This window comes from Mycobacterium sp. UNC410CL29Cvi84, from assembly GCF_000686745.1.
Lineage (GTDB): Bacteria > Actinomycetota > Actinomycetes > Mycobacteriales > Mycobacteriaceae > Mycobacterium > Mycobacterium mucogenicum_B.
This window is the reverse complement of record NZ_JMLM01000010.1, coordinates 263,599-279,738: the sequence shown is the minus strand read 5'-3', so window position 1 is coordinate 279,738 and position 16,140 is coordinate 263,599. Positions and strand designations below refer to the sequence as shown.

Here is a 16,140-nt window from a genome sequence, read left to right as displayed (position 1 = left end):
GATGCCGCGTTGGCGGGGGCGTTGTGTGAGTGGGCGGGGTTGTCGCGCAAGAAGATTGAACGCAAGATCGACGGCTGGGTGCAGAAGTTCGATCCGGCCGCGGTGATCAAGGTGCGCTCGGCTGCCCGCCGCCGCGGGGTCGGGATCGGCAAACCGGATGATGAGACCGGTGTCGCGTCGATCTGGGGTGCACTATTGGCCACCGATGCCGAGTTGCTCGATCGGGTGCTGACTGAGATGGCCCGGCAGGTGTGCGAGAACGATCCGCGTACCTTCGGGCAGCGCCGCGCCGACGCGCTCGGGGTGCTGGCGGCCCGCGGGGACCGGCTGGCGTGCCAGTGCGGTAATCCCGACTGCCCGGCGGCTGGGCCGGATGCCCGTGCCACCGCGGTGGTGATCCACGTGTTGACTGATTCCCTGCCGGTCCCGGTGGCGGATCCGCTGCTCAGTGGGGACCCGGCGGCGCCGCTGGTGCCCACGCCTGCCCCGCCTGCGTCTGAGCCGGACTTCGTGCCGGAACCTGAGCCCACACCCGAGGCGGTCTTCACGCCCGCACCTGCGCCCCTGAACAACACAGCGCCGACTCCGATGCCCGACCCCGCACCGGCAGCCGATTCGTGGCCCGCCGAAACCCCGACTCCTGCTGCGGCCGAACCGGCCAGCGGTACCGCGCCTGACGCGTCGTCCAGTCCCGCTCCCGCCCCGACTTCCGCTAAACCCCCGGCCCCTGTGCGCACCCCGGTCGGTTATGTCCTCGGCGGTGGCGTGGTGCCACCGGCGGTGCTGGCTGATCTGGTGGCCCGTGGCGCCAAAGTCCGCACCGTCGCCTCAGCCACCGATCTGGACGCGGTGCCCCGCTACCGGCCGTCGGTCGCGATGGATGAATTCGTCCGCATGCGGGCCATGACATGCATGTTCCCCGGCTGCGACCAGCCCGCCACCCACTGCGATGTGGACCACACGATCCCGTGGCCGGCCGGGCCGACCCATCCAGGCAACCTCAACCCGAAATGCCGCAAACACCACCTACTCAAAACCTTCTACGGCGGCCCCGACGGCTGGCAGGACCGTCAACAACCCGACGGCACCATCGTGTGGACCGCACCCACCGGCCACACCTACACCAGCGTGCCCGAAAGCCGAATCCTGTTCCCCCGCACGATCACCGACACCCCACTACCGGACGGTCCGCCGCCGGGCGCCCCCGATCTGGACACCCCACCGGCCCCCGGCCGGGGCATCATGATGCCCATCCGCCGCCGCACCCGCGCCCAAAACCAGGCCCAACAGATCGCCTACGAACGCGCCCTCAACCAAGCCGACATCGACGAGCGCGAAGCCGCACAAGAAGCCTTCGACCGCCAACGCAAAGAACGCCAAGAACGCGAAGCCGCCGAGGCTGCCGCGGCCGCCGAATCCGCAGAGCAACAAGACATCCCGCCGCCACTCTGAGTGCGGCATGAATACCCCTGAAAAGGCATGACTTTCAGGGGTATTGCGGCGAGCTACACGTCGCCCGGCATGCCCGGCGGGCTGAGTGAACCGTCGACGTTCGGCACGACCGCGGGAGCGGGAATGCCACCTTCTGCGGCGTTGTCGCCGGGGATGCCATCATCGGCCGGGGTCGAGAAGCCGCCGGGCCCGCAGTTCCATTCCCACGGGAAGCACGCCGGGAACGGCTGGATCGCCAGTGAAGCGTCAGCCGGCGGGTTCGCGCCCAGTAGGGCGACGGCCACCGCACCCGCTCCCGCCGCCAGCAGGCCAAGTGTCCTCGATGCCATAGCAACCCCCAGTTCGCATCGTCAGATGCATCTGAAGCTACGCCGGCAAAGCGCACAGGGACCAGGAATCGGCCAATCGCCGACTAGGTGCCCGCGAGTTGGCCGACGACGCCCATCGCGAGATCTCTGGCGCGCAGCAGCTCGGCATCGTCGGCGAACAATTCCCTTCGGCCGTTGCCGGCAGTGAGAAACGCGTCGATCTTGAACGCGTCGTCGGCCGGGGCCGGCGAGCCCGCGACAGCAAGCTCGGTTTCCAGCAGCCGCAGCCAGCCCCGCTTGAGCTTCCTGACCCCGTCCGCGACCGGACCATCGCGACGGCCGTATTCCGCCGTGGTCGCCGCCATGAAACAACCGCCGCGGAACACGCCGGCGGTCAGGTAGTCGACCCACGCGTCGATCAGCGCACGCAGCCGCGGCGCGCCGGGGGCGGCCTCAAACGCCTTTGCGATGATCGTCTCGCGATAGATGTTTCGCGCCTCGGCCACCGCGGCGACCTGGATCGCCTCGCGGTTCCCGAACACCGTGAGGATGCCGCTCTTGCTGACCCCGGTCGCCGTGGCCAGCGCGCCGACCGTGATCGAGTCGAGCCCGTGCGTCGTCGCGATCATCGCCGCCTCGTGGGCGACCTTCCGCCGGGTCGCGTCACCGCGGACGCGTCGCCCATCCGGCTGATCGTCGGTTGTCACCTCCGCATTTTATACGTGCGACTGGACGTAAATCTCTGTGATCGCTAGGCTCCGAAACACGTCCGATCGGACGTTTAACTTCGCGATTGGAGTGCCCGCATGACTTCGAATCCGCAACCCGCGCTCGAGGAGAGCATCGACATCGCCGCCCCGCCCGACGCGGTGTGGACGTTGGTCAGCGACGTCCGCCGGATGGCCGAGTGGAGCCCTCAGGTCGAATCAACCCGGCTGCGCGGCGGCGCCGAGCAGGTCGCGGACGGGGTCGAGTTCACCAACCTGAACAACAACGGCACCTTCCAATGGAAGACGCACGGCACCATCATCCGGTTGGACAGCGGCCGCGAGATCGCGTTCCGGATCAAGGAGAACTGGGCCATCTGGTCCCTGCGCCTGGAGCCCACATCGGGCGGGACCAAGCTCACCCAGCGGCGTGAGAGCCCCGACGGCAGCCCCGACGGGACGGTCCACGTCATTGACAATTACATGGGCGGGCAGGACGTCTTCACCGCATCCATGCGGGACGGGATGCGTCAAACGCTGCGGGCGATCAAAGCCGCCGCGGAGTAGTCAGCGGCTGACGTCGTAAGAATGGTGGACGACGTCATGCAGGTGATACAGCGAGATCGTCGCGATGGTGAATTCGCTTCCGTTGCTGCGTAATCCGCGCCGACTCCACGAGTCCGCCGGCACATTGGCATACGTGGCGGCGACGGTGTTCGCCGCGTCGAACAGTTCCGTCGCGACCACTGCCGGGTCCTGCGAGCCGTAGTCGTCGGCGATCGCCGTCTCGTCCTGGTCCCAGTTGGGGAACTGTGGATCGTCCTCCGTGAGCATCAGCTGGACGCGGTGGTTGAAGATGCGGTGCACGTCGCGGACATGGGCTCCGTATTCGAGCGTCGACCAGACGCCGGGCGCGGGCCGGGTCCGGACGCCGGGCGAGGCGAGACGGTGCACCCAGTCAGCGGCGTCGTCGCGAATCCGGGCGGCGACGTCGGTGTGCTGGAGAGACGACGCGTCGAAGCCGCATTCCGGGCAGGCGCGCGACAGCACCCACGTCCAGTCCTTCGTGTCGGGTTCGATCGCGTCCGGAGTCGTCACCGGACCAGTGTCGCACCCGGTCGGGCACGGTGATTCGGATCGGTCTCCCACCAGCACGGGATAGCCTCTACGCACTCATCGAGCGAAGGGGATGGTCCGACGACGACGTCAACAGCTGTTGAGCCGTTCATCGACGGGTTCGTGTACGGCGAAGGTCCGAGATGGCACGACGGCCGCCTGTGGTTCAGCGACGTACCGGCGGGCCGGGTGTACTCGGCCGGCGAGACGGGCGACCTGACCGTGGCGCTGTACCTGATTGTCGACGACACCACGCACGACGGTCTGGTGCGGGGCGAGTCGGCCGGGCGGGTGTTGCAGACCCGCGTCGACGTGCCCGCCGCACCGACCTAGTCCCAGCCCCTCACCAGCACGCGATCACACCGAATGGAAGGCAACCCGATGGCTCCGAGCACCCGTCCCGCTGAGGGACCGCGGAGTGCCGTCTCCACGACCGACGCCCCGATGCACCGCGACCTGAAGAACCGTCATCTGCAGATGATCTCGCTCGGCTCCGCGATCGGGACGGGCCTGTTCCTCATCTCCGGCACGTCAGTGCAGACCGCCGGGCCGATCGTTCTGCTCGGCTACACCATCGCCGGCATCGTCCTCTACGGGGTCATGCGGATGCTCGGCGAAATGGCCGTCGCCCATCCGGTCGCGGGGTCGTGGTCGGCGTACGCGCGCGAATATCTCGGCAAGCCGGCGGGATTCATCGCCGGCTGGAACTGGTGGTACGTGTGTGTCGTCGTCTGCATGGTGGAGTTGACGGCCGCTTCGGAGTTCATGGCTTTCTGGTTCCCGAGCTTGCCGCGCTGGATCACGACCGCGGTGTGTCTGGTGCTGATCACCGCCGCGAACATGATCAACGTCAAGGCGTTCGGCGAATTCGAGTTCTACTTCACGCTGATCAAGGTGACGGCCGTCATCGCCATGATCGTCCTCGGCATCGCGATCATCTTCGGCGCCGGCGACTACAACGTGCACGGACTGGAAAACCTATGGGCGCATGGCGGTTTCGCGCCGAAGGGGCTCGGCGCCTTCATGATCTCGCTGGTCGCGATCACGTTCTCGTTCGGCGGCATCGAGTCGTTGGGCACCGCAGCCGGCGAGGTCGAGGAACCCGCCCGCAACATCCCCCGCGCCATCAATCAGGTTCTGCTGCGAATCCTGCTCTTCTACGTGGGTGCCATCGGCGTCATGCTCATCATCTGGCCGTGGGACAAGGTAGGCACCGAGGGCAGCCCGTTCGTGCTGATGCTCGTCGGCCTCGGGATCGGCGGCGCCGCAACGCTGCTCAACGTCGTCGTCCTGACCGCCGCGCTGTCGGTGGCGAACGTCATGACCTACAGCAACGCGCGTGTCCTGTACGACCTCGCCGCCAGCGGCCAGGCCCCCCGGTTCCTCGCCCACACCAACGCCCGCGGTGTGCCGGTGCGTGCCCTGCTGCTCAACTCCGGATTCGTCGCCGTGGCCGTACTGCTGAACATCGTGCTGCCCGGCAAGGCTCTCGCGGTCCTCATTCCCGTCGTGGTCGGGGCCGAGCTGATCACGTGGAGCATCATTGCGCTCAGCCACCTACGATTCCGGGCGCGCGAAGGCGCCGGTGTCTTCAAGACACCGATGTCGCCGATCACGAACTACCTGTGCCTCGCGTATTTCGCACTGATCTACATCCTGATGACGCTGGACCCGTCGTCGCACTCCGGAGCGATCGCATTGCCGCTGTGGTTCTGCGGTCTGCTCATCGTCGGGTCCCTGCTGAACCGGGTCAGGCGCTAACGTCGAAGCGGTGAAGGTGTCGGGGTCGCACGTCGCACGGGTATCCGCGGTGGCGCTTGCCCTCGCGGCATGCGGCCATCCGACGCCGCCGCCGGTTGCGACCTCGCCGGCCGCTCAGCCTCCGGCCACGACCTCTGCGGCCGCCACTCCGGTGCCCAGCGTCATTCCCACCGGACCCTTCGCCGCAGTGTCCCGCCTGGTGAATGACGCCATCGCGGCACATCGGTTGCCCGGCGCGGTGATTCAGATCGGGCATGGCGGCAAGGTCGTCTTCCGACAGGCCTACGGCGCTCGCCGACTCGACGACGAACCCGCACTGGACGGATCCTCCGCACCGGCCGAACCGATGACCGACGACACCATCTTCGATCTCGCATCGTTGTCGAAGAGCATCGCGACGACGGTGGCTTTCCTGCAGCTGTACGAAAAAGGCCTGGTGCAGGTCGACGAACCGATCCAGACCTACTTTCCGGAGTTCAATCCGACCAACGATCCACGCCGCGCCCAGGTGACGGTGCGCATGATGCTGACGCACACGTCCGGCACCGGTGGCGATCTCAGTCACCAAGGCCCGTGGGGGCTGACGAGTGCCGACAAGGCGGAGGGCATTCGTCGTGCGCTCACAGCGCCTTTGGAGTTCGGTCCGGGCGAGGGATTCCATTACTCCGACCTGAACTTCATCATTCTCGGCGCCCTGATCGAGAAGATAACCGGCGAATCCCTGGACAACTACGTGCAGGACAACGTCTTTGCGCCACTCGATCTTGCCGACACCCGGTACCTGCCCGCCACCAAGGCATGCGGTCCGCACCAAGTTCGCGGTACGGCAATTGTTTTCACCGGCGGACCATCGGGCCCGTGCCCGCCGGGAACCTGGAGCACCGACCTGCTGGCGCGTGTCGCGCCGACCGCCCACGATGACGACACGCCCGGCATCAACCCCGACTTCGACCAGTTGATCCGCGGCACGGTGCATGACCCGACGGCCCGGCGGATGGGCGGCACCGGAGGGAGCGCGGGAGTGTTCTCGACGGTGGCGGACATCGGCCGCTACGCGCAGGCACTGCTCGATCGGCTCGCCGGACGTCCGAGCCTGTTCCCCTTGGCACCGTCCACCGCGGAATTGATGGCGACGCCGCAACAGCCCGGGCACAACGCCGGACAGGTGCCCGCGGCAGATGCGGCCAGCCGAGCAGCCACCGAAAATCACCCCAACACAACGGATCCGCTGCTGGCGCCGAACTATCCGGCCATCGCGGGACAGGAACTGCGCAGCTTCGGCTGGGATATCGACACCGAGCACTCGCGACCCCGCGGCATGGTGTTTCCCGTCGGCAGCTTCGGTCACACCGGCTTCACCGGGGTGACCCTCTGGATCGACCCCGGATCGGACACGTACGTCGCGGTGCTCGCCAACGTGATCCATCAACGCGGCGGCCCACCCATCGCGAGGCTCAGCGGCGAGATCGCCACGGAAGCCGCGCGGGCGCTGCGTCTCTACGGGAGCTGACGCGGGCAGAAGCGCGCCGAGATCACCGTCACCGCAGGAGAATGCACAGGGTGACCTCAATCTCCGGTGCGAACAGATTCTGGATCAGCTTGACCGCGGGCCTCGTAGTCGGCCTGGCCACCGGGATCTTGTCGCAACGGTGGCCCGTCGGCCTGCTGGCGGTCGTCATCGTCACCGCGGCGAGCTACGTCCTCTGGGCGCTCGTGGCGCTGTGGCGGATGGACCCCGACCAGACGAAGGAGCACGCCGGTGAAGCCGACGTCGACGACGAGATCGGCGATCTGGTCCTGTTCCTCATCCTGACGGCCAGCCTGACCTCCATCGGAATCCTGTTGTTGTCCGCCAATGACGCGGACAAGGCGTCGTACGCAGGCATGTCGCTCGCCGCGATCCTCGCGACGTGGGCGCTGCTGCACACCATGTACACGGCGCGCTACGCCCGCATCTACTACGACGACGAACCCGGCGGTATCGACTTCAACAACCCCGATGTCGATCCGCAATACAGCGACTTCTACTACTTCTCGTTCAACCTCGGGATGACCTACCAGGTGTCCGATACCGACGTCACGAACTCACGGATACGGGCGGAAGTCCTCCGGCACTGCCTTTTCAGCTACATCTATGGCACCGTGATCATCGCGTGCACGATCAATCTCGTGATCAACCTCGTCGGCTGAAACCACTCACCGATCAGCGCGCAGCGGACGGCTCGGTTCAGTACTCTGCCGCGTGTGCCCAGTAGGCCCTACCTGAGGATCGACCTCGCGACGGTGCGCAGGAACGTTGCTGCGTTGCGCGGTGCGCTGCCCACGGCCGAGATTCGGTACGCGGTGAAGGCCAATCCGGCAGAACCCGTCCTCCGGCTCCTCGCCGACCTTGACTGCACGTTTGACGTCGCGTCCGTCGGCGAGGCGGACCTGTGCACGGCGGCCGGCATCGACGGCGCCCTGATGACGTTCGGGAACCCGCTCAAGAAGCCCGCCGAGGTCGCGTACGCGTTTGCGCGAGGCGTGCGGCGATTCACGTTCGACACCGCAGCCGGCTTGGAGGCGATCGCCGAGAACGCGCCCGGGTCGAGCGTCGAATGTCGCATCGCACCGGCGTTCCCGTCGTCGGTGACACCGTTCGGGCACAAGTTCGGATGCGCGCCGGACGATGCGGTCGGGTTGTTGACGGAGGCCGCTCGGTCGGGGCTGCGGGCGGACGGAGTGGCCTTCCACGTCGGCTCGCAGCAGCTCGACCCAGCCGCATGGGAAATCGGTATCCGTTGCGCGCGCGACATTTTCGGCACCGTGCCCACCCTGACGACACTCAACCTGGGCGGCGGCATCCCGATCCCGTACAACGCACCCGTACCCGGCGTCGAGGTCGTGGGCGCCGCCATCACCGACGCCCTCGGACGGTATTTCCCGGCGCTCCCCCACGTCGTCCTCGAACCCGGGCGCGCGGTCGTCGGCTCGGCCGGCACGCTCTCGTGCGAAGTCGTGTCGGTGCGAAATGGCACCGACGGCGGCCGCTGGGTCTACCTCGACATCGGGCGCTACGGCGGGCTGGCCGAAACCGAGAACGAGTACATCCGGTACCGCCTGCGCACGAGCCGCGATGGCGATCCCGTCGACGACGCCGTGGTCGCCGGCCCGACGTGCGACGGCGACGACGTGCTGTACCGGCGTTATCCACTGCCGGTGACGCTGCGGCCGGGCGATCTGGTCGAGATCGATGCGGCCGGCGCGTATACGACGAGCTACTCGTCGTCGTTCAATGGATTCGAGCCACTTGCAACGCAGTTCGTGGAGGTCACTGATGCAGTCACAACCAGGTAGCAGTTTCGCGGGCTGTCACGTACTGGCCGAATTCACCGGTGTCGATCGCGACCTGGCCAACGATCGCGTGCGGCTGCGACACCTGCTGCGCACTGCCGTCGAGCGCGCGGGGGCCACGGTGTGCGACATGGTGGACAAGCGCTTCGAGCCACACGGCGTCACCGTCCTGGCGTTGCTGGCCGAATCGCACGCGTCGATCCACAGCTATCCCGAGCGCGGCGCGATGTTCGTCGATGTCTTCACCTGCGGTGAGTCGGCCGACGCCGAGGAGGCCGTCCGGCTGCTGCGACAGGCCGTGGGCGCGGCAGATGCCCACATCCACACGGTGTTTCGCGGAGCGGGCCGCCAGATCGTCGAGACGATGGCGCCCGGCATCACCCGCACCTGGCAGCTGACCGACGTGCTGTGCGATGTCCACACCGAGTTTCAGCATCTGGTGATCGGCCGGACGGAGCAGGGCATCGCACTGTTCAGCGACTCGGACCGCCAGAGCACCGAACTCAGCCAGCTCGTCTACCACGAGGCCCTGATGGTGCCGGCGCTGCTGCTGACCGAGACCGTCGACCGGGTGCTGATCATCGGCTCGGGAGAAGGCGTGGCCAGCCAGATGGCCGTGGCTGCCGGCGCCACCCACGTCGATCACGTCGACATCGACCGCGACGCCGTCCGGCTCTGTGCCGAACATCTGCCCTACGGTTACACCCCCGCTGAATTGGCAAGCGCAGAAGCCGGACTCGGCCCCGTCACGGTGCATTACACCGACGGATACGAGTTCGTCGCCAACCACACCGGCCCCCGCTACGACGTCGTCGTCATCGACCTGCCGGACGAACGAACCGAGCCCGCCCAACACAACCGCCTCTACGGCGCCGATTTCATGAAGCTGTGCGGCGACATCGGCGCCATCGTGGTCGGCCAGGCGGGCTGCCCCACGCTCTGGCGCAACGAGACGCTGATCCGATCGTGGGAGCGCTTCGGTGAAACCTTCGCCACCGTGGTCTATTTCGGCAGCGACGAGCACGAGTGGGCGTTCCTGTCGGGAACCACCGGGGTGCTCGAGGATCCGCTCGGCACGATGACGGCACGGCTGGAGACACTCCCGTACCGGTGTCAGACGATCGACGCCGTTGCATTGGCCGCCGCGACGGCGCCGCCGATCTCGCTGCGAAGCAGCGTTACCGCTTGACCGCGGTGACCAGCAAATATTCGGCCTGATACAGCGTGTGGCCGGGCGCGGTCGACTGGTTGGCCGCAGTCAGGAACTGTTCGAAGTCGCTGTCCAACTGCGCGATTCGATCTGGTTGGTCAGCGTTGAAGTTGTAGACGGCGATGGTCGGCCCGTAGTTGGTCTTCCAGTATTCACGGAATTCGACCGGCGTCGGACAACGGGCCATCGTCACCGTCTGCCGCTGAACCGTCAGCTCGGTCACCTTGTCGCCGAACAGCTCTCGCACGTGGTTGTCGTCGCCCCAGAGCAGCGCCGGGCTGGCGCCGGGGGGCAACGGGGTTGCGTAGGGCTTCATGGTCGCGAACAACTGACCGATGAAACCGGTTGGCGTCCAGTTGATCATGCCGATGGTGCCACCGGGACGGCACACCCGGACCAGCTCGTCGGCGGTGATCTGGTGATGTGGTGCGAACATCGCGCCGACACAGGACATCACGACGTCGAAGCTGTTGTCTTCGTAGGGCAGCGCTTCGGCATCTGCCGTCATCCATTCCAGTTCGACGCCGCGCTGGGCAGCGATGGCTCGGCCGGCATCGAACAGCTCGGGGGTCAGGTCGCTCGCCGTGACCGTCGCACCGAGCGCCGCCGCGGGAATCGCCGCATTACCCGACCCGGCCGCCACGTCGAGCACGCGATCTCCCGGCCGGATTCCGCAGGCGCGCACCAGCTCCGGGCCGAGCGACGAAATCAGGTCGGAGGCGACGGTGGCGTAGTCGCCGGAGGCCCACAGGGCGCGGTGCTTCGCCTTGAGTGCCGCGTCGGCGTCGGCCTGATCCGACGAAGTCGTGCCGGTCATGATTTCTCCTCCGCGGCGATGGCGACGGTCGATGAGCACCGGCCTGAGCGGAGGGTAGCGCCCGGTGCTCGACAGCGAGACGGATTCGCAACCTCAAGTAGTCTCGACCCCCATGCGACTCGCTGCGACCACGTTGGCCTTGGCAGGTGCGCTCACGCTGCTCGGACCGATGCCATCCGCGTCCGCCGATGCGGCGAGCCCCTTCGATGTTTCTGATCCGGCGGTCGGCCGGCTTGATCCGGCCTTGTTGGCGGCGGTCCAGCATGCGACGACCGCGGCGGCTGCCGAGGGGATCCCCATGACGATCACCTCCGGCTGGCGCTCTCCAGAGTTCCAGCAGCAATTGCTCGACGACGCGATCCAGACCTACGGCAGTTACAACGCTGCGCGGCAGTACGTCCAGACGCCGCAGCAGTCCAAGCATGTCAGCGGCCAGGCCGTCGACATCGGCGGCCAGAGTGCCGACAAGTGGCTGATCGCCAATGGTGGGCGCTTCGGCTTGTGTCAGATCTACGCCAACGAACTCTGGCATTTCGAGCTGGCCACCGATGCCCACGGGGACTGCCCTCCGCTGCTACCCAACGCCGCCAGCTGATCCGCTGCTCGATTCCAGCGTCGTGGTGGCTCCAGGTGTCCGCGCGCCGGTAAGGCCAAGTGCCACAGTGATTTCCAATACCGCATCTGGATCGTCGAGCCGGTCGCCGTAGAAGTCGCGCAGCTGGGTCATGCGGTAACGCACCGTCTGCGGGTGCACGAACAGCGACTCGGCGACGGCGTCGCGGCGGCCGAGGTGCAGGACCCAGGCCCGTAGCGTTTCCTCGAGCCGTTCAGCTGTGCTCGGTCGCAGCCCAGCGAGCGGCGCCAGCACGCGCCGACGCAGGTCGTCGGCGGCGTCGTGGTCGGCACTGAGCACCAGGTCGACGAGGTGTTCTTCGGTGTCAACGACACCGGAGCCACCTGCCACCAGGGCCCGGGTGCGCATCGCGCGCAGGTAGGAGGATTTCACCTGCCACCACTGACGCGAAGGTCCGACGATCACGCGGCTGCCGGTCATGGCGTCGAGGACCCGCTGCCGCTGCTGACCATCGGCGTCGGGGACGAGCACCACGGCCAGCGATTCACCGGCGTCCACCTCAGACACGTCAAGACTCGTGTGGAGGGTTTCCTGGGCGAAGAGGACTGACAGCTTGCGGGTTTCAACCTCCGGCAGCAGCACGGCGCTCAGCGTCTTCGGCGGCTTCCAGTCGGCCTGCTCGGCACTGGCGAGCAGCTGGTTCATGGGCGCGCCCGCCAACAGTTCCGCGGCGAGCCGGTCGAGGTGGCGTTGCCGGACCCGGCCGGCGGCGGCGAGTTCATCTGCGTGGCCCGACACGCTGGCCGCCGACAGTTCGTCGATGAACGCGAACACCATTTCGGCGAACCTCGCGGTGGTCGCCGCAGACAGTCCTGCTGCGACCGCGGTGGCCGAGAGCTCTCGCCACGACACTCGAGCGCCGACCCGGTAGGCCGACAGCAGGGCATCGATCGACCGGCCGGTGCGGGCCTCACCCCGACCCAGGTCGTAGGCACCGTCGAGCGCCGGAGACAGCCTCGGCCCCGGATCGGTGTCGTGGGACCGGGTGGTCAGACGCAGGAACGCGCCCAGCGCCAGCTGTACCGCGTTCTCGATGGTCTGCCCCATCGGTCCGCTGAACGCGTCGGTGTAGCTCGGCACCTCGGCCGTGACCGCCGCGACGGTCCGCTCGGCCATCTGAGGCAACACCCCTTCCAGCGCCCGAACTATCTCCTCGTCGAGGTCCAGGCCACTGAATCGGGCAGCGGGATCCGTCATAACTGTTCTTTCCGAACAAATTGATCCGGATCTATCACCCTCCCAGCATAGGACTTTGTACCGCCTGCTCATGGAAGCTAAGAGCATGACCACGACATCAGTTCGCCCGACCGCTGCAGGATTGCGCCGGCGTGTGCTCGAGCTGGCAGAGCGGATCACCACCCCACTGCTGCCCGGCGACTACCTCGACCTCGTCGCACCCCTGCGTTCCGGAGCCCCGCTGCGCGGCCGGATCACCGCTGTACACCCCGAGACGCGCGACTGCGTCACCGTGACGATCAAGCCCGGCAGCGGATGGCAATCGCACATCCCCGGCCAGTACGCCCGCATCGGGATCGATGTCGACGGGGTACGCCAATGGCGCACCTACTCGCTGACCTCGCACACCGATCGCCCCGATGGGCACATCGCGATCACCGTCAAAGCCGTCGCGGACGGAACGGTCAGCAACTACCTGGTGCGTCGCGCTACCGTCGGCACGCTGCTGCACCTCGACCAGGCCGCCGGCGACTTCGTCCTTCCCACCGCTACGCCGGACAAGCTGCTGTTCGTCGCCGCCGGCAGCGGCATCACCCCGATCATGGGCATCCTGCGCAACCTCGCCGACAGCACGGACTCCGACGCGGTGGTCGTGCACTGCGCGCCGACGCCCGACGACATGATCTTCGCCGGCGAGCTGCGCGAACTGGCTGCGCGCGGCCGGATCCGGCTGATCGAGGTCCACACCGCCACCGACGGTCGGCTTGACGTGACGCGCCTGCAGGAACTGGTCGGCGACCTCACCGGGCGCCATACCTGGGCGTGCGGACCCGCCGGACTACTCGATGCGCTGCAACAGCATTGGACCGCAGCCGGCATGGCCGACCGGTTGCACACCGAACGGTTCCGCGCCGAAATCCTCGCCACCGGCGACGGCGGCACCGTGACATTCAGCAAGAGCGGCACCACCACCGAGGCCGCCGGAGATCAGACGCTGCTCGACACCGGAGAGGCCGCCGGCGTCCTGATGCCCTCGGGCTGCCGGATGGGCGTGTGCTTCGGCTGCGTCGTCCCCCTCCGCCGAGGAGCAGTGCGCGACGTGCGCACGGGCGACCTCACCACCGCCGTCGAAGGCGACGGCGTCGTAATCCAAACCTGCATCAGCGCAGCCGCCGGCGCCTGCGATATCGACATCTGATCGAAAACTGCCTTCACACAAGGAGTTACGCCATGACTGCAATCCAACGCAAACTCAACAACCCCGTCGCGCACCTCTCTGAGGCCGACATCGAGAACATCGGCATCGAACTCGACGCGATCCGCGCCAACGTCATCGCCAGCCGCGGCGAACAAGACGCCGCCTACATCCGCAAGGTCATCGCCGGCCAGCGCAAGCTCGAGCTGACCAGCCGCGCCGTGTTGTTGTTCTCGCTGTTCCCGCCGGCATGGATCGCCGGCACCGCCGGGCTGGCCGTGTCGAAGATCATCGACAACATGGAAATCGGCCACAACGTGATGCACGGCCAGTGGGACTGGATGCGCGACCCGAAGATTCACTCCACGACGTGGGAATGGGACAGCGCCTCGCCCGCCGCGATGTGGAAGCACTCGCACAACGAGCTGCACCACACGTACACCAACGTGCTCGGCAAGGACCATGACCTCGGTTACGGCATCATGCGCGTCGACGAGGATCAGCGGTGGAGTCCCTTCTACCTGATGCAGCCGCTGACCAACTTCATCAACGCCTGCTTCTTCCAGTACGGCATCGCGGCATACGACCTGCAGATCGGCCGCTACCTCAAGGGCAAGACCGACAAGGAAGAGTTCCGCCGTCAGGGCAAGGAAGTGCTGGCCAAAACCGGCCGCCAGGCGCTGAAAGACTATGTCCTGCACCCGCTTCTGTCGGGACCGTCGGCGCTGACCACGCTCACCGCGAATCTGACGGCCAACCTCATCCGCAATTGGTGGACCCACTCGGTCATCATGTGCGGACACTTCCCCGAAGGCGTCGAGACGTTCGAGAAGGCGTCCATCGAGGGCGAGACCCGCGGCGAGTGGTACCTGCGGCAGATGCTCGGCTCGGCCAACATCTCCGGTGGTCGGTGGATGCACTTCATGACCGGCAACCTGTCGTTCCAGATCGAGCACCACCTGTTCCCCGATCTGCCCAGTAATCGCTACCAGGAGATCGCACCGCAGGTCGCCGACCTCTTCGAACGCTACGGGCTGACCTACACCAGCGGCTCACTGCCGCGACAGGTCGCGTCGGCGTGGCGGAAGGTGTTCCGGCTCTCCCTGCCCAACCGATACGCGACGATGCGCTTGCCGCGCCTCCGGTTGCGGCGGGCACCGGCAGCCACGCCGGACCTGGCAGCAGCCGCGTAATTCTGTTGTTACCGTGAGCTATTCACGTCATCAGTGAGTGCCTGGGCTTCCTCGTAGGACATCGCGCCGTTGGCGGTGCTGCCTACGGTTACCGACACCTATGCCGCGGATTGCAGTCACTATGTGACCGCAATCCGCGGCGTAAGCGCCTTCAGAAAGCAGCGTCGCCACCGCACCTTGAGCTGCAGGCCATGTGCCCTTGGACGGCCCGCCGCAGATCAACGGATGTGCCCGCCCAGCGACGCCGTGATCAGGGCTGGTGGCGTGTAGGTAGCGAACAAGTTGGCCCGTTCTTGAAGGGTTAAATTCCGTCGGGCCCACAGGCGTCGAAATCCCTGTCGCGCCAATGTAATCCACGAAGGTAGCAGCGAAGTCGTCATTTCGTGGTGGTGACGTGCAACCATGACCATTGAGAATCTCCTTGATGTGAGGTGGAACGGCCGTCTGTCAGATTCAGTCGAAACCGTTCAGGGACAGTGGTGTTCGTTGGCGGTTTGGGCTGCTCCGAGCCGGTCGTAGACCTGCCACCAGATCGCTTCGTGAGCGCTTGCCGACAAGCGGCCCTGATCACGCCACATGTCTGCGGCCCGGAGCTTGCCTACCAGTACTTTCAGCTCGACGTACTCGGCTTCGAATTGCTCATCGGGTCGGCCGGCGAACCGGGTGATGCAGAGTGTCCGAATCTGAGCGTGCGATCGTGCGACCCGGGCGAAGAGCGCGACCCCAACTCCCAGCCACACGACGGTCGGAATGGCGAACTGCAGCCAGGATGTCGCAGCACCAAGCAGCAGAAGGGAAAACAGCCACAGGACGGTGCCCCACGTCGGCCACGCCCGCCACGCGCGCAGCCAACGGCGCTCGACATTGTCGATGCCAGGTGGGTACACGACCAGCCAATAGCGTGTCACGCCGTAGCGGGTGGGTGAGACGCTCAACGACCCCCACACGTGGTCGCCGTCCAGCAGGCGAGTCCACCACCGCCTGGAGGCAGGCGCCCAACTGGGCAGCGGCTGGGGCCAGCGATCACCGCCGACCCAGTAGTGCGGGTTCTCCATGTATGTCGGTCTACTCGCTCGCCGGCGGGACGGACGGGATGTGTACGGAATCCTTACGCAGCTGGAGGCGATCTTTACAGCGGGTGTTCAGATCGCGTCAAGACCAGGTCATATTCCTCGGATGCGGGTCTAACGTCGGCCCCCGCGGCGCGTGGCATGCCGCAGGCTGACGCAGGAGGGGCA

Annotated in this window: 17 protein-coding genes; 11 read left to right on the top strand and 6 right to left on the bottom strand. The window is 66.6% G+C overall.

The window, feature by feature from the left end:
* On the top strand, positions 1–1,452 hold a 1,452-nt coding region (locus BR47_RS34030), incomplete at its 5' end, for an HNH endonuclease signature motif containing protein (RefSeq protein ID WP_081831319.1).
* A gap of 53 nt (positions 1,453–1,505) precedes the next feature.
* On the opposite strand, the gene BR47_RS0116230 is transcribed toward BR47_RS34030, so the two are convergent.
* A complete protein-coding gene (locus BR47_RS0116230; RefSeq protein ID WP_141772236.1) occupies positions 1,506–1,781 on the bottom strand; it encodes a hypothetical protein in 276 nt (91 codons plus the stop codon).
* A gap of 83 nt (positions 1,782–1,864) precedes the next feature.
* Positions 1,865–2,467: a TetR/AcrR family transcriptional regulator gene (locus BR47_RS0116225; RefSeq protein ID WP_029120159.1), complete on the bottom strand. Its 603-nt coding sequence runs from the start codon at positions 2,465–2,467 to the stop codon at positions 1,865–1,867.
* Between the two features lie 99 nt (positions 2,468–2,566).
* Here BR47_RS0116225 and BR47_RS0116220 point away from each other — a divergent pair, with 99 nt between their 5' ends.
* Positions 2,567–3,034, top strand: a complete 468-nt coding sequence (locus tag BR47_RS0116220; RefSeq protein ID WP_029120158.1) for an SRPBCC family protein — start codon at positions 2,567–2,569, stop codon at positions 3,032–3,034.
* On the opposite strand, the gene BR47_RS0116215 is transcribed toward BR47_RS0116220, so the two are convergent.
* On the bottom strand, positions 3,035–3,565 hold the full coding sequence (locus tag BR47_RS0116215; protein ID WP_029120157.1) for a DinB family protein: 531 nt from the start codon (positions 3,563–3,565) through the stop codon (positions 3,035–3,037).
* Between the two features lie 141 nt (positions 3,566–3,706).
* Here BR47_RS0116215 and BR47_RS33780 point away from each other — a divergent pair, with 141 nt between their 5' ends.
* From BR47_RS33780 to speD, 6 genes are read left to right on the top strand one after another with little or no spacing between them, the layout of a single operon-like run.
* On the top strand, positions 3,707–3,916 hold the full coding sequence (locus BR47_RS33780) for a hypothetical protein (RefSeq protein ID WP_029120156.1): 210 nt from the start codon (positions 3,707–3,709) through the stop codon (positions 3,914–3,916).
* A gap of 48 nt (positions 3,917–3,964) precedes the next feature.
* A complete protein-coding gene (locus tag BR47_RS0116205; RefSeq protein ID WP_051634836.1) occupies positions 3,965–5,344 on the top strand; it encodes an amino acid permease in 1,380 nt (459 codons plus the stop codon).
* A 10-nt stretch (positions 5,345–5,354) separates the two neighbouring features.
* The gene (locus BR47_RS0116200; protein ID WP_029120154.1) at positions 5,355–6,854 is read left to right on the top strand and encodes a serine hydrolase domain-containing protein; all 1,500 of its coding nucleotides are present in this window, start codon (positions 5,355–5,357) and stop codon (positions 6,852–6,854) included.
* Between the two features lie 59 nt (positions 6,855–6,913).
* Entirely contained in the window at positions 6,914–7,534 is a 621-nt protein-coding gene (locus BR47_RS0116195) for a DUF1345 domain-containing protein (protein WP_029104818.1), read from the top strand.
* Between the two features lie 54 nt (positions 7,535–7,588).
* Complete coding sequence (locus tag BR47_RS0116190; RefSeq protein ID WP_029120153.1) at positions 7,589–8,680, top strand: type III PLP-dependent enzyme; 1,092 nt, start codon at positions 7,589–7,591, stop codon at positions 8,678–8,680.
* Positions 8,661–9,866: an adenosylmethionine decarboxylase gene (gene speD / locus BR47_RS0116185; RefSeq protein ID WP_029120152.1), complete on the top strand. Its 1,206-nt coding sequence runs from the start codon at positions 8,661–8,663 to the stop codon at positions 9,864–9,866. Before BR47_RS0116190 ends, speD begins: the two co-directional genes overlap by 20 nt.
* Here the strand turns inward: speD and BR47_RS0116180 are convergent.
* Entirely contained in the window at positions 9,856–10,704 is an 849-nt protein-coding gene (locus BR47_RS0116180; protein ID WP_029120151.1) for a class I SAM-dependent methyltransferase, read from the bottom strand. The genes speD and BR47_RS0116180 overlap by 11 nt on opposite strands.
* A 112-nt stretch (positions 10,705–10,816) precedes the next feature.
* Between BR47_RS0116180 and BR47_RS30730 the strand changes: the two genes are divergently transcribed.
* Positions 10,817–11,299, top strand: a complete 483-nt coding sequence (locus BR47_RS30730; protein ID WP_020099757.1) for a M15 family metallopeptidase — start codon at positions 10,817–10,819, stop codon at positions 11,297–11,299.
* Here the strand turns inward: BR47_RS30730 and BR47_RS30725 are convergent.
* Entirely contained in the window at positions 11,279–12,535 is a 1,257-nt protein-coding gene (locus BR47_RS30725; RefSeq protein ID WP_036427421.1) for a PucR family transcriptional regulator, read from the bottom strand. The genes BR47_RS30730 and BR47_RS30725 overlap by 21 nt on opposite strands.
* Positions 12,536–12,620: 85 nt before the next feature.
* Between BR47_RS30725 and BR47_RS0116165 the strand changes: the two genes are divergently transcribed.
* Both BR47_RS0116165 and BR47_RS0116160 read left to right on the top strand, forming a co-directional pair.
* Entirely contained in the window at positions 12,621–13,712 is a 1,092-nt protein-coding gene (locus BR47_RS0116165; protein WP_029120150.1) for a ferredoxin reductase, read from the top strand.
* Between the two features lie 32 nt (positions 13,713–13,744).
* Positions 13,745–14,902 (top strand): fatty acid desaturase family protein, encoded by a 1,158-nt coding sequence (locus BR47_RS0116160; protein WP_020099760.1) that lies wholly within the window; start codon positions 13,745–13,747, stop codon positions 14,900–14,902.
* 467 nt (positions 14,903–15,369) lie between these two features.
* Here the strand turns inward: BR47_RS0116160 and BR47_RS0116155 are convergent, their stop codons facing one another.
* On the bottom strand, positions 15,370–15,957 hold the full coding sequence (locus tag BR47_RS0116155; protein WP_051634835.1) for a DUF6611 family protein: 588 nt from the start codon (positions 15,955–15,957) through the stop codon (positions 15,370–15,372).
* Positions 15,958–16,140 lie beyond the last annotated feature (183 nt).

Excerpts from the sequence above, each read along its gene's own strand:
- BR47_RS0116230 (WP_141772236.1), bottom strand. The coding sequence starts at position 1,781 with ATGGCATCGAGGACACTTGGCCTGCTGGCGGCGGGAGCGGGTGCGGTG.
- BR47_RS0116220 (WP_029120158.1), top strand. The coding sequence starts at position 2,567 with ATGACTTCGAATCCGCAACCCGCGCTCGAGGAGAGCATCGACATCGCC.
- BR47_RS0116205 (WP_051634836.1), top strand. The coding sequence starts at position 3,965 with ATGGCTCCGAGCACCCGTCCCGCTGAGGGACCGCGGAGTGCCGTCTCC.
- speD (WP_029120152.1), top strand. The coding sequence starts at position 8,661 with ATGCAGTCACAACCAGGTAGCAGTTTCGCGGGCTGTCACGTACTGGCC.
- BR47_RS0116180 (WP_029120151.1), bottom strand. The coding sequence starts at position 10,704 with ATGACCGGCACGACTTCGTCGGATCAGGCCGACGCCGACGCGGCACTC.
- BR47_RS30730 (WP_020099757.1), top strand. The coding sequence starts at position 10,817 with ATGCGACTCGCTGCGACCACGTTGGCCTTGGCAGGTGCGCTCACGCTG.
- BR47_RS30725 (WP_036427421.1), bottom strand. The coding sequence starts at position 12,535 with ATGACGGATCCCGCTGCCCGATTCAGTGGCCTGGACCTCGACGAGGAG.
- BR47_RS0116165 (WP_029120150.1), top strand. The coding sequence starts at position 12,621 with ATGACCACGACATCAGTTCGCCCGACCGCTGCAGGATTGCGCCGGCGT.
- BR47_RS0116160 (WP_020099760.1), top strand. The coding sequence starts at position 13,745 with ATGACTGCAATCCAACGCAAACTCAACAACCCCGTCGCGCACCTCTCT.
- BR47_RS0116155 (WP_051634835.1), bottom strand. The coding sequence starts at position 15,957 with ATGGAGAACCCGCACTACTGGGTCGGCGGTGATCGCTGGCCCCAGCCG.